Annotated in this window: 11 protein-coding genes and 2 pseudogenes; 5 read left to right on the top strand and 8 right to left on the bottom strand. The window is 69.2% G+C overall.

Annotated features, from left to right (window positions below; translation table 11 throughout):
- The 3 genes and pseudogenes from ACIKT0_RS07255 to ypfJ all read right to left on the bottom strand — a co-directional run.
- A pseudogene (locus tag ACIKT0_RS07255) lies at positions 1 to 143 on the bottom strand (winged helix-turn-helix domain-containing protein); the annotation flags it as partial.
- Between the two features lie 287 nt (positions 144 to 430).
- Positions 431 to 1333: an MBL fold metallo-hydrolase gene (locus ACIKT0_RS07250; protein WP_407104693.1), complete on the bottom strand. Its 903-nt coding sequence runs from the start codon at positions 1331 to 1333 to the stop codon at positions 431 to 433.
- Between the two features lie 81 nt (positions 1334 to 1414).
- Positions 1415 to 2311, bottom strand: a complete 897-nt coding sequence (gene ypfJ / locus ACIKT0_RS07245) for a KPN_02809 family neutral zinc metallopeptidase (RefSeq protein WP_407104692.1) — start codon at positions 2309 to 2311, stop codon at positions 1415 to 1417.
- A 163-nt stretch (positions 2312 to 2474) separates the two neighbouring features.
- On the opposite strand from ypfJ, the gene ACIKT0_RS07240 reads away from it, so the two are divergent.
- The gene (locus tag ACIKT0_RS07240) at positions 2475 to 3890 is read left to right on the top strand and encodes a cytochrome ubiquinol oxidase subunit I (RefSeq protein WP_407104691.1); all 1416 of its coding nucleotides are present in this window, start codon (positions 2475 to 2477) and stop codon (positions 3888 to 3890) included.
- A 5-nt stretch (positions 3891 to 3895) separates the two neighbouring features.
- Positions 3896 to 4915 (top strand): cytochrome d ubiquinol oxidase subunit II, encoded by a 1020-nt coding sequence (cydB, locus tag ACIKT0_RS07235; RefSeq protein WP_407104690.1) that lies wholly within the window; start codon positions 3896 to 3898, stop codon positions 4913 to 4915.
- 20 nt (positions 4916 to 4935) lie between these two features.
- Here the strand turns inward: cydB and ACIKT0_RS07230 are convergent, their stop codons facing one another.
- From ACIKT0_RS07230 to ACIKT0_RS07215, 4 genes are all read right to left on the bottom strand, one after another.
- Positions 4936 to 6321 carry a carbohydrate porin gene (locus ACIKT0_RS07230; RefSeq protein WP_407104689.1) on the bottom strand — a complete coding sequence of 462 codons (1386 nt, stop codon included), beginning with the start codon at positions 6319 to 6321 and terminating at the stop codon, positions 4936 to 4938.
- A gap of 180 nt (positions 6322 to 6501) precedes the next feature.
- Positions 6502 to 6642 carry a hypothetical protein gene (locus ACIKT0_RS07225; protein ID WP_407104688.1) on the bottom strand — a complete coding sequence of 47 codons (141 nt, stop codon included), beginning with the start codon at positions 6640 to 6642 and terminating at the stop codon, positions 6502 to 6504.
- Positions 6643 to 6793: 151 nt separating this feature from the next.
- Positions 6794 to 7087 (bottom strand): hypothetical protein, encoded by a 294-nt coding sequence (locus ACIKT0_RS07220; RefSeq protein WP_407104687.1) that lies wholly within the window; start codon positions 7085 to 7087, stop codon positions 6794 to 6796.
- A 69-nt stretch (positions 7088 to 7156) separates the two neighbouring features.
- Positions 7157 to 7423 carry a hypothetical protein gene (locus tag ACIKT0_RS07215; protein ID WP_407104686.1) on the bottom strand — a complete coding sequence of 89 codons (267 nt, stop codon included), beginning with the start codon at positions 7421 to 7423 and terminating at the stop codon, positions 7157 to 7159.
- 180 nt (positions 7424 to 7603) lie between these two features.
- On the opposite strand from ACIKT0_RS07215, the gene ACIKT0_RS07210 reads away from it, so the two are divergent.
- The 3 genes from ACIKT0_RS07210 to ACIKT0_RS07200 all read left to right on the top strand — a co-directional run bounded on the left by ACIKT0_RS07210 (position 7604) and on the right by ACIKT0_RS07200 (position 10985).
- Complete coding sequence (locus ACIKT0_RS07210; RefSeq protein WP_407104685.1) at positions 7604 to 9748, top strand: molybdopterin-containing oxidoreductase family protein; 2145 nt, start codon at positions 7604 to 7606, stop codon at positions 9746 to 9748.
- A 54-nt stretch (positions 9749 to 9802) separates the two neighbouring features.
- Positions 9803 to 10096: an ArsR/SmtB family transcription factor gene (locus ACIKT0_RS07205; protein WP_407104684.1), complete on the top strand. Its 294-nt coding sequence runs from the start codon at positions 9803 to 9805 to the stop codon at positions 10094 to 10096.
- Positions 10097 to 10235: 139 nt separating this feature from the next.
- Positions 10236 to 10985: an SDR family NAD(P)-dependent oxidoreductase gene (locus tag ACIKT0_RS07200; protein WP_407104683.1), complete on the top strand. Its 750-nt coding sequence runs from the start codon at positions 10236 to 10238 to the stop codon at positions 10983 to 10985.
- Between the two features lie 16 nt (positions 10986 to 11001).
- Here ACIKT0_RS07200 and ACIKT0_RS07195 read toward each other — a convergent pair.
- Positions 11002 to 11550 (bottom strand): annotated as a pseudogene (locus ACIKT0_RS07195) (uracil-DNA glycosylase); the annotation flags it as partial.
- Between the last annotated feature and the right edge of the window lie 57 nt (positions 11551 to 11607).

The raw sequence follows: 11607 nt of genomic DNA, 5'->3' as shown, positions 1-11607 counted from the left end.
CGCGTGACCACCTGGCCGGCGTTGCGCATCAGATATTCGAGAAGGCGGAATTCACGCGGCTGGAGGGGGATGTCCTGCCCGGCGCGCGTCACCGTGTGAGACACCTCAGGACCCTTTCGGGCGCGGCCACGGAGCTCAAGGCGGTCGGCGGCGCGGTCGGGGCGGGCGAGACGGTGCGGCTGATGAAATATGTCCGCAATGTCGACGAACTGCCCGAGCTTCGCCGCTTCACCACGCGGTTCGGCGCCCGCAGCCGCGCGGTGGCGGAGCTCACCGGAAAAGCCAGCCTGCGCGTGTTCCGCACCTCGATCCGGGTCGGCGAGATGCTGCTGCGGCACCTCTGGGCCGTGCTGATGTGGTTCGGCGGCCTGGTTCTCGGCTCGCTCTCCAAGATTCTGTGGCGCGGCCTGCGGTTCGCCGCGCTGCGGATCTAGTTCGCCGGCAGATAGGCGCTGCCATCCTCCGCCCGCGCCGGCGCGTCGACATAGCGGCCCTGCGCCGGAACCGCGACGGCGCGGAACCGGTCGGCGAGCTCATGCAGCGCCGCCCGCATGTGAGCGCCCGCCATGGCCTGGCCGTGGCCGGTCACCACCGTCTTCGGCTCCAGCGCCGCGAGCCGCCGCACCGAATCCTCCGCCGCGCCCCAGTCGACCGTGAAATACATCGGCGGCCCGTGCATCTCGGGGTCCTGGGTCAGCGCCGCGCTGACGCTTTCCTGGCGGGTCGTCACGAAAGCGTCGCCGACGATCAGCGCGCGGTCGCTCTCGCGCCAGAACGACACGTGCCCGACGCTGTGGCCGGGCGTCGCGATCCACCGACAGCCCCGCATGCCCGGAACGGCGCCGTCCGGCGGCAGCGCCCGCAGCCGCGCGCCGAGATTCACCGGATCGCGGGGATAGAAGCGCGACAGCGCCGCCATCGCGCCGCCGCCGACCGAGGGGTCGCCGGGCGGGTAGGCGGCCGAGCCGTCGAGATAAGGGTGTTCCAGCGGATGCGCGTAGACCGGCGCGTCCCACTCCTCCGCGAGCGTCTCGAGCGCGCCGACATGGTCGAAATGGCCGTGGGTCAGCATGATCGCGGCGGGGCGTGAGCCGCGGCCGAAGCGCTCCTCGGCCGCCGCCCTGATGAAGCCCGCGGAGCCCGTCAGCCCCGCGTCGATCAGCGCCCATTCGCGGTCGGCGGCGCCGCGGTAGCCCACGAACGCCACGTTGACGATCGCGAGACGCCGATAGGCGACGTCGGGCGCGACCTCATGGGTCTTGTCGCCGCGCTCCGCGTCCCACTCGGGCGCGAACGCCCGATCCTCTTCGCTCAGGGGAATCTGCTCTGCCATGCGGGGCTCCGGAAGCGCGCGGACCATCGGCGGGTCCGCTCGTCCCGAACGGGCGGCGGCCGGCGATGTTCCCGCGCCGCGCTAGAGGCTGCGGGCCGCGAAGGTGTTGCACTGCTTCGGGTCGCCGCTCTGCAGCCCCGTGCGGAACCACTTCACGCGCTGGGCGGAGGAGCCGTGCGTGAAGCTGTCGGGCACGACCTCGCCGCCCGAGCGGCGCTGCAGCGTGTCGTCGCCGATCTGGCTCGCGGCCTTCAGCGCGCCCTCGACGTCGCCCTGCTCGAGCACGTTGTGCTTCCTGTCCGCCCAATAGGCCCAGACGCCCGCGAAGCAGTCCGCCTGCAGTTCGATCCGGACCGAGATCGCGTTGGCGGCTTCCTGCGAGCCCGCCCGCTCGCGCGCGCTGTTGGCCTTGGCGAGGATCCCGAGCTCGTCCTGCACGTGATGGCCGATCTCGTGCGCGATCACATAGGCGCGGGCGAAGTCCCCGGGCGCGCGGAACTGCCGTGACAATTCGTCGAAAAATTCGGTGTCGAGATAAACCCGCTGGTCGCCAGGGCAGTAGAACGGCCCCATCGCGGACTGCGCCCGGCCGCAGGCCGAGCGGGTCATGCCGCTGAACAGGGTGAGGCGCGGCTTGTTGTAGGTCGCGCCGGACTGCTTGAAGAGGTCGGTCCAGACGTCCTCGGTCTGCGCCAGCACCGCGCGCACGAAATCGCCCTGCTTCTGCTCTTCGGCCGAAAGCTCGCGCCGCTGGCCGGGCTGGCCCTGCTGCTCATAGCCCGGGCCGCCGCCCTGCATGCCCTCGAGGCCGCTGAGGATCAGCCGGGGGTCGACGCCGAGCGCCCAGGAGACGAGCCCGACCACGATCAGGCCGCCGATGCCGATGCCGCCCCCGCCGCCCGGAAAGCGGAAGCCGCCGCCGCCCGAGCCCCGGATGTCGTCCACGTTCTCGCTGCGGCGAAAATCTTCCCAGCGCATTGACGCTCCTTCGCGCTCGCCCCGGCTTCAACATAGCGCGGCGGACTTCCGCGAGCAGTCGGACTTGGCGATCCGTCGACTATCGCCGGGGGGCGCGGCGGGCTTATAACGAATCCAGCGACGCGAAACGCGAACCGGGGGCAGCCCGGCGCCGGAGGGACCGATGGACTTCGACCCGAACCTGCTCGCCCGCCTGCAGTTCGCCTTCACGGTGTCGTTCCACATCGTCTTCCCGGCGTTCACGATCGGCATCTCGGCCTATGTGGCGACGCTGCTGCTGATCTGGGCCCGGACGGGGGCCGACCGCTTCCACCGCCTCGCCCGGTTCTGGACCAAGATCTTCGCGGTCTCCTTCGCCATGGGCGTCGTCTCGGGGATCGTGCTGAGCTACCAGTTCGGCACGAACTGGAGCCGCTTCTCCGAGGTCGTCGGCAACGTCGTCGCGCCGCTGATCGGCTATGAGGTGCTGACCGCCTTCTTCCTGGAGGCGACCTTCCTCGGCATCATGCTGTTCGGCTGGGACCGGGTGCCGGCCTGGCTGCACGTGCTGTCGGCCTGCATCGTGGCGCTCGGCACCGCGATCTCCGGCTTCTGGATCCTGTCGGCCAACAGCTGGATGCACACGCCCGCGGGCTTCGAGATGCGCGACGGCGTCGCGCATCCGCTCGACTGGGTCCAGATCATCTTCAATCCGTCCTTCCCGTATCGCTTCGCGCACATGATGACGGCGGCCTATCTGACGACCGCGGTCGTCGTGCTGTCGGTCGGCTGCCGCTATCTGCTGGCGAACAGGTTCGGCGAGGACGCGCGCACCATGGTGCGCATGGCGGTCGGCATGATCGCGATCGTCGCGCCGCTGCAGCTCTTCATCGGCGACCAGCACGGGCTCAACACGCTGGAGCACCAGCCCGCCAAGGTGGCGGCCATGGAGGGGCACTGGAACAGCGACGAGCCGGTCGCGCTGTCGCTGTTCGCGATCCCGAACGTGGCGGAAGAGCGCAACGACTACGACATCGCTCTGCCGAACGTCTCCGGCCTGATCCTGACCCACTCGTGGGACGGCCGCATCAAGGGGCTGTCGGATTTCCCGAAGGACGAGCGGCCGCCGGTGCTCCCGGTGTTCTTCGCGTTCCGCATCATGGTGGCGATCGGATTCCTGCTGATCGCGGCCGGGCTCACGGGCGCATGGCTGTGGTGGCGCGGCACGCTGTGGGAGGCGCGCTGGTACCTCAAGGCGTCCTCCTATCTCTGGCCGCTGGGCTTCATCGCCATCCTGGCGGGCTGGATCGTCACGGAGGTCGGCCGGCAGCCCTGGGTCGCCTGGGGCATCCTTCGCACCGCCGACGCGGCCTCGCCCGTGACCACGAGCAGCCTGGTGATCTCGCTCGCGATGTTCGTGGTGGTCTACTGCTGCGTGTTCTCGATGGGCGTCTACTACATCAACCGGCTGATCAATCGCGGGCCTGACCCGTCGATCATCGCTCCCCCGCGCCAGGGCGCTCCCAACAGGCCGCTTTCGGCGGCGCAGGACGCGACCCGCGGCGCGATCGCGGGCGGCCCAGAACCGGCGGCGGGGTGACGGTCATGGAATGGTATCTGCCACTCGCCTGGGGCTGGATCATCGCGGCAGCGGTCGCGATGTACGTGATCCTCGACGGCTTCGACCTCGGCATCGGGATCCTGTTCCCGTTCGCCAAGGACGAGCATGAGCGCGACCAGATGATGAACACGGTCGCTCCGTTCTGGGACGGCAACGAGACCTGGCTGGTGCTCGGCGGCGGCGGGCTGTGGGTCGCGTTTCCCAAGGCCTACGCCATCGTCATGCCGGCGCTCTACCTGCCCGTGATCGTGATGCTGCTCGCGCTGATCTTCCGCGGCGTGTCGTTCGAGTTCCGCTGGGTGGCGAAGCCGAACAAGAGCGTCTGGAACATCACCTTCGCGGGCGGTTCGATCCTCGCCGCCTTCTGCCAGGGAGTGATCCTCGGTGGGCTGATCCAGGGCGTCGACGTCCAGGTGCAGCCCAATGTCGGGCCGCAATTCGCCGGCGGCGCGTTCGACTGGGCGACGCCGTTCAGCATGCTCTGCGGCGTCGGCGTGGTGCTTGGCTACGCGCTGCTCGGCGCCACCTGGCTCAACATGAAGACCGACGGGGAGGTCGCCCGCCGGTCGCGCCTGCAGGCGCCCATGCTGCTGGCCGCCGTTCTGGTCGCGATGGGGCTGGTCAGCATCTGGACCCCGCTCGCGGTCGACCGGATCTGGGACCGCTGGTTCTCGCTGCCGAACTTCCTGATCCTGTGGCCGATCCCGCTGGTGACGCTCGCGGTCGCCTATCTGGTGTGGCGCGGCATCGAGAACGGCCGCGAGATCGGCCCGTTCTTCGGCTCGATCGTGCTGTTCCTGCTCGGCTTCCTGGGGCTCGCGATCTCGACCTTCCCCTATCTGGTGCCGCCCCACATCACCTTCTGGGACGCCGCAGCCGCGCCGGCCTCGCAGATCTTCGCGGGGATCGGCGTGGTGATCATGTTCCCGATCATCATCGGCTACACGGTGCTGGTGTACTGGCTGTTCCGGGGCAAGGTGCGCGCCGGCGAGGGCTATCACTAGCCTTCTCGCCGGACGCGGCCTCAGAAGGTGACGAGCGACGTCACGCCGAACACGTGGGCGTCGCGGATCTTCTGCGAGCCCGCACGCTCCGGATTGTCGACGCCGCCGCCCGGGCGCATGACGTACTGGTAGGTCGGCCGCACCGTCAGGCCGGGCACGATCTGCGCCTTGTAGGTCGCCTCGAACACCGCCTCGTATTTGCGCGCGGGCCCGCCCGGATCGGCGGCGCGGTCGGCGTCGGCGAGCCGCGGCGAGAAGTTGGCGTAGGCGAGGGCGAAGCCGAACAGATCGTCGGGCCGGCCCCGGATCATGCCGGACGCCACGATCCCGCCGTCGACGTAGAAGTCGATCTCGTTGCGGTCCTTCGGGCCGGCGATGACGCGCGCGAACACGCCGACGCCCCTGTCGGGGTCGTCCCCGGGCGCGCGGTAGATCTGCTGGTCGACCAGCGCGTAGAAATTGACGTCGCCCCGGTGACGGCGCGGATCGTCATTGCTGCCGGGAGAGCCCAGCACGAGGCCGTCGGTTCCCCGCTTCAGGTCGTCGAAACGGCCGAAATGGCCGTAGCCGCCGATCTTCAGCGTGCCCGGCAGCCAGGCGGCGTCCTCGCCCTGGTTGTAGCGGTAGCGCGCCTCGGCGATGACGAGCGGCGGGTCCTTGAGGCGGAAATTGAGGCCGTGGCGGTTGGCCTTCTCGGGGTCCTCGGCGTTCGGGTTCGCGGCCGCGCCGTTGTAGATCGCGGCGACCAGCGTGAGGTTCTCCGTCGCCGCGACGGTCGCCTGCGCGCCGAGCGCCGCGAGCGGGTAGGCGGGGCCGCCGAACGGCAGGTTCTCGGAAGGCGGCCCGGCCCAGCCGAAGGTCGCGTCCAGGAACGCCTCGCCATACTCGCTCTTGATGAACTCCTCGTCGGCCGCGAGCTGGCCGACCTTCAGAGCGAAGCGGTCGCCGAACTTCTGCTCGTACCAGAGCTCGAACAGCCGGGTGGTCGGCCGCGCGCCGACGTCGTTCACCGACAGCACGTTGCCGATGTAGTCGTCCGAAAGGTCGCGGCCGTGGATCTGCAGCATGTCGACATGCAGGCGGCCGCCCTCGATCCCGGCGACCTTCTCGGCGTCGACGTCGAGGGCAAGCTTCAGCAGCCCGCTATAGGTGACGCCGCGCCGCATGCCGCCGGTGAGGTTGCCGCGGACGTCCGAGAAGTAGAAGCCCGAGAACCGGAAGCCCCGGTCGGCGAGCGCGTCACGCGCGGCGGCGATGTCCCTGAACGCGGCGACGCTGTCCAGGATCGAGGGGTCCTGATCGTCCTCGTCCGGCTCGGCGCGCGCCGTCCCGCTTGCGGCGCAGGCCGCGAACATGCCGAGCGCGAGGGCCGCAGCCCCGACGCCTCTTCCCCGCGATCGCCGCACGAATCCCCCGACGTCCTTATGAGAGCGTTCTTAAGCGGAGGGTGCCACGGCCGGCGTCGCGTTCCAACGCTCGCGCCTCGCGTCTTTGTGACAAACGGGCGCGCGCGCAAAAAAAAGGCCGCCCCGAAGGGCGGCCAGCTCTGGGTCCGAGGGAGGGGGGAGGACCGGACCAGAGAAACCTCAGAGCCCGAAATAGGGCGGGTAGCCGACGCGCTGGTCGGCGCGCTGCAGCGCAGCAAAGGCGGCCGCGATGCGTGCGAAAATGCGGCCGAAGAAGCCCGTATGCGAAGGGCGGTTATGCGTGACAGATACGTAAGCCATTGATCCACACCGTCTCTGAGGCGCGCGTCGCGCCGTGATCCTGTTGGCGCTAATCTGGCATGCCAGACCCCGGTTCAAAAGTTGGGATCTGGCATGCCAGTCATGCGTGCGGTGCAGCGCAACCTTCATGCGGCGTTTACAAAGCCGGCGGTCAGCGAGGCGGGTGAGAGGGGGCGGTGATCGCGGACCGCAGGCTGTCGACGAGATCGCGCACGGCCGCGTGCGGATCGCCCACGAGCCCCAAGGCGTGCAGCACGGCGGCCAGCCCATACGCCGCCACGAAGGCCTTGCCGGCGATCAGCACGGCGTAGCCGAGCGGATGTTCATCGAGGCCGAACCGGTACAGCCCGTCGCCGCTGACGCCGGTCCGCAGATCGCGCCGGATCGCAAGCGCGGCCACGACGCCAAGCGCGCCGAAGATCACCGCGGGCATCCAGGCTGACATCGCGCGTCCCCAAGGCCGGGCCGCCATCAACGCACGAAGTCGTTAAGCCTCCGCCCTACGTTCCGGCGCTCATTCGGGCGAGCGGCGGATCTCGACCGTTCCGGTGGTCGCGGGCTGCTCGATCACGCGGGCGCTCGGCACGGGCGTCACGGTCGTCGTGCGGCGCTGCTCGAGCATGGTGGTGTCCGGCGCCGGGTTCTCGCGGGCCTGCGGCGTCGCGCCCGCGACCGGCGCGGAATAGACGCCGGTCTGCGTCTCCTGGCGTACGATCGCGTCGGCCTGGGCGGCCGTGGACAGCGCGAGAGCGCCGGCTGCGAGCATCAGGATCTTGTTCATCGTCGGGGCCTCCTCGGGCGCCGCGGCGGGCCGCGGCCTCCGGAGGTAAGGCGGAGCCGCCCGGGTTCGTTCCGCCGGCTTGTGATCGCGCCTTTCAGGCGGCTATCATCCGATCAATCGCCCGATAGGACCCTTCGATGGCCGCGGGCGCAATAACGACAAAACGTCCGGGAGAATGAAATGCTCGAAGAGACCGCCGCCGAGACCAAAACCCATCTCGGCGCCTGCCCGCATGACTGCCCGGACACCTGCGCGATGGTCTACACGACCGAGGCCGGGCGGCTGGTGTCGGTCAAGGGCAACGCGGAGCATCCGATGACGCGCGGCTCGCTCTGCGTGAAGGTCAAGGACTTCGAGAAGCACCACTACAATCCCGACCGGCTGATGTTCCCGATGAAGCGGGTCGGCCCGAAGGGCGAAGGGAAGTTCGAGCGGATCTCTTGGGACGAGGCGCTCGACACGATCTTCGAGCGGTTCGCCGAGGCGGCGCGGGCCCACGGGCCGGAGGCGATCCTGCCTTACAGCTATCTCGGCAATGAAGGCCTGGTGCAGGGCCTGACGGTCGGCGACGCCTTCTTCAACAAGCTCGGCGCGACGGTCGCGGAGAAGACCTTCTGCGGCTCCGGCTCATGCACCGCCTGGCTGCTGACCAACGGTCCGACCAATGGCACGGATCCGCTGAGCTTCACCCAGTCCAAGTATATCGTGATCTGGGGCTGCAACTCGATCAGCACGAACCTGCACCACTGGCACATCGTCAAGGACGCCCAGCGCAACGGCGCCAAGGTGGTGGTGATCGACCCGTACAGGTCCCGCACGGCCAAGGAAGCCGATTGGCACATCATGCCGCGCCCGGGCACCGACGGGGCGCTCGCGATGGCGATGATCCATGTGATCATCAACGGCAATCTCTGCGACATGGACTATGTCGAGAAATACACGGTCGGCTTCGAGCAGCTGAAGGAGCGCGCCGCGCCGTTCACGCCCGAATACGCCGAGGCGCTGTGCGGCGTGAAGGCGGAAGACATCCGCATGCTGGCGCACGAATACGCCACCACGCGCAACGCGGCGCTCAGGCCCGGCATCGCGGTCGAGCGCTCGGCCGGCGGAAGCCAGGCGCTGCGGGCGATCTTCTCGCTGCCGGCGCTGACCGGCTCCTGGAAGGACCCGGGCGGCGGCGTCTACCAGATGCCGCTGTGGGAGTTCCCGGTGCATTGGGATCGCGTCTGCCGCCCCGACCTGATCCCGGAGGGCACCCGCACCATCAACGTGCTCAAGCTCGGCGAGGTGCTGACCGGCGAGGCCGGGCTGAACCCCGGCGTCCACGCGCTGATGGTCTACAACTGCAATCCGGTCTCGCAGTCGACCGACACCGACAAGATCGTCCGAGGCCTGGAGCGCGAGGATCTGTTCACGGTCGTCTCCGAGCACTTCCTGACCGACACGGCGCGTTACGCCGACATTCTGCTGCCGGCCACCATGGCGGCCGAGCACGACGACATGATGTTCTCGTGGGGCCACTTCTTCTTCACGCTGAACGAGAAGGCGATCGAGACGCCGGGCGAATGCGTCTCCAACGCCGAGCTGTTCCGGCGCCTGGCGAAGCGCTTCGGCTTCAAGGAGCCGCAGTTCTCGATGAGCGAGAAGGAGCTGATGGAGTGGTACATCGACTGGTCGAGCCCCAAGATGGCCGGCTGCGACATGGACTATTTCCGCCAGCACGGGTTCTGGCGCATCGCGGTGGGCGATCCGTCGACCCGCACGCCGCACGCCGAGGGCGGCTTCCCGACGCCGTCCGGCAAGGTCGAGTTCTACTCGGAGACCGCGGCGACCACCGGCAATTTCGTCGCCCCGCCGTTCCGGCAGATGTATGAGGCGATGCAGGGGGGCGAGAAGCTCGACCCGCTGCCGGGCTATGTGGCGCCCTATGAGCGCCCCGAGACCGCGCCCGCCAAGGCGCAGAAATACCCGCTCAACATCGTCTCGCCGAAGAGCCACGCCTTCCTCAACTCGCAATACGCCAATGAGGAGCGCAAGATCGCGGTGCAGGGCGAGCAGGCGATCCTGATCAACCCGGCCGACGCGCTGTCGCGCGGGGTGAGCGAGGGCGCGCTGGTGCGGGTGTTCAACGACCGTGGCCAGTTCCACGGCGCGGCGCGCGTCACCGAGGACGTGCCCGCCGGCCTGGTGGTGGCGTCGCTCGGCTACTGGCGCACCCTCAACCGCGGCGGCGCCGTGAACATCATCTCCTCCTCCGCCTATGGCGGCATGGGTCACTCGCCGACCTATTCGGACAACCTCGTGGAGGTTCACGCGGTCGGGTGAGGCTTCCCGCGCGCCGTCCTCGCATCGCGAGGCGGCGCGCACTATCTATCCCGCATGAACCAGGCGTCGGAATCAGAGCTCTCGGACCGTCAGTTCGAGCGGATCGCGCGCGCGCTCGCGGAGCCGCGGCGTGTGCAGATCCTCAAGGAGCTCGGCGCCTGCGACGCCGCCACGCCGTGCAGCGCCCTGAACGAGGCGCAGCAGATCAGCGCCGCGACGCTGTCGCATCACGTAAAGGAGCTTGAGGCTGCGGGGCTGATCGAGATCGTCCGCGAGGGCAAGTTCGCCCACCTCGTGCTCCAGCGCGACGTGCTCGCCGCCTATACGAGACGGCTCTCCGAGATCTGACCCCCCGATCCGCTCCGGGCCGCCGCCCGAAACGCCGCCCCCGCTCGCCCGCGCTCCTTTTTCAGAACGGCCCCTTGCGCGCTGACAGTTCGACGTTCATCTAAGCGTCGAATTGAAATCGCTCTCCAAGGGGACACCAATGAGCGAACTTACAGGCAAGACCGCGGTCGTGACCGGCGCCTCGAAGGGCATCGGGGCGGGCATCGCGAAGGTCCTCGGCGCGGCGGGCGCCGCGGTGGTGGTGAACTACGCCTCGGACAAGGCGGGCGCCGAGAAGGTGGTGGCCGAGATCGCCGCCAAGGGCGGGAGCGCGATCGCCGTCCAGGCCGACATGTCGAAGGCGGCCGACGTGACCCGGCTGTTCGACGAGGCCGCCAAGGCGTTCGGCGAGCTCGACGTGCTGGTCAACAACGCCGGCGTCTATCAGTTCGCGACGCTCGACGAGATCACCGAGGAGCATTACCGGCGCCAGTTCGACGTCAACGTGCTCGGGCCGCTTCTCGCCACCCGCGAGGCGCTCAAGCATTTCGGCCCGAACGGCGGCAGCGTCATCAACATCTCTTCGAACGCCAGCACGGCCGCCCATCCGGCGCTTTCGGTCTATTCCGGCACGAAGGCGGCGCTCGACGCGATCACCCGGTCGCTCGCCGCAGAGCTCGGTCCGCGCAAGATCAGGGTCAACTCGGTGAACCCGGGCGTGACGGACACCGAGGGCCTCACCACGGTGGGCGTCAAGGGCAGCGAGTTCGAACAGCAGCTGGTGGCCTCGACGCCGCTCGGCCGGCTCGGCGAGCCGGAGGACATCGCCAAGGTGGCGCTGTTCCTCGCCTCTGACCTTTCGAGCTGGGTGACGGGCGCGGTCATCCTGACCTCCGGCGGCCAGCGCTGACGCGGCCGGGCGCGGCTCAGCCGGGCGGCGTGGCCCCGTCGAGGGCCCGCCGGATCGCCTTGAGGTCGCGCCAGGCGAGCTTCTTCTGCGCCGGGCTGCGCAGCAGATAGGCGGGGTGCAGGGTCGCCATCGCCTTGGCGGGGCGGCCCGCGACGTCATAGTCGAGCCACTTGCCGCGCAGCTTCAGGATGCCGTCCCGGGCGCGGAACAGGCTCTGCGCCGCCGCGCCCCCGAGCGCCACCAGGATCTGCGGATCGCACAGCTCGATCTGCCGCCGGATGAAGGGCAGGCAGGTCTCGGTCTCCTGGGGCGTCGGCGTGCGGTTGCCGGGCGGCCGCCAGGGGATGACGTTGGCGATGTAGACCGAGCCGCGGTCGAGCCCGATCGCCGCCAGCATGCGGTCGAGCAGCTGTCCCGAGCGGCCCACGAAGGGCAGGCCCGACAGGTCCTCCTCGCGGCCCGGCGCCTCGCCGACCAGCATCAGCCGCGACCCCGGCGCGCCGTCCGCGAACACTGTCCGGCTTGCGGTCGCCTTCAGCGCGCAACCCTCGAAGCCCTCGAGGATCTATGCGATCGGCTCGTTGATCCTCAGGCTCGAGGAGCTCGGCGCCGATTTCCCGCT

The organism is Hansschlegelia beijingensis (genome assembly GCF_045505405.1).
Taxonomy (GTDB): Bacteria; Pseudomonadota; Alphaproteobacteria; order Rhizobiales; family Methylopilaceae; genus Methylopila; species Methylopila beijingensis_A.
Note: the sequence above shows the minus strand (reverse complement) of the source record. Positions and strands in the feature narration are given on the sequence as shown.

What these genes read in the sequence shown, in the direction of transcription:
- ACIKT0_RS07240 (WP_407104691.1), top strand. Translation starts at nt 2,475, where the DNA reads ATGGACTTCGACCCGAACCTGCTCGCCCGCCTGCAGTTCGCCTTCACG.
- ACIKT0_RS07250 (WP_407104693.1), bottom strand. Translation starts at nt 1,333, where the DNA reads ATGGCAGAGCAGATTCCCCTGAGCGAAGAGGATCGGGCGTTCGCGCCC.
- ACIKT0_RS07225 (WP_407104688.1), bottom strand. Translation starts at nt 6,642, where the DNA reads ATGGCTTACGTATCTGTCACGCATAACCGCCCTTCGCATACGGGCTTC.
- cydB (WP_407104690.1), top strand. Translation starts at nt 3,896, where the DNA reads ATGGAATGGTATCTGCCACTCGCCTGGGGCTGGATCATCGCGGCAGCG.
- ACIKT0_RS07200 (WP_407104683.1), top strand. Translation starts at nt 10,236, where the DNA reads ATGAGCGAACTTACAGGCAAGACCGCGGTCGTGACCGGCGCCTCGAAG.
- ACIKT0_RS07220 (WP_407104687.1), bottom strand. Translation starts at nt 7,087, where the DNA reads ATGTCAGCCTGGATGCCCGCGGTGATCTTCGGCGCGCTTGGCGTCGTG.
- ypfJ (WP_407104692.1), bottom strand. Translation starts at nt 2,311, where the DNA reads ATGCGCTGGGAAGATTTTCGCCGCAGCGAGAACGTGGACGACATCCGG.
- ACIKT0_RS07210 (WP_407104685.1), top strand. Translation starts at nt 7,604, where the DNA reads ATGCTCGAAGAGACCGCCGCCGAGACCAAAACCCATCTCGGCGCCTGC.
- ACIKT0_RS07205 (WP_407104684.1), top strand. Translation starts at nt 9,803, where the DNA reads ATGAACCAGGCGTCGGAATCAGAGCTCTCGGACCGTCAGTTCGAGCGG.
- ACIKT0_RS07215 (WP_407104686.1), bottom strand. Translation starts at nt 7,423, where the DNA reads ATGAACAAGATCCTGATGCTCGCAGCCGGCGCTCTCGCGCTGTCCACG.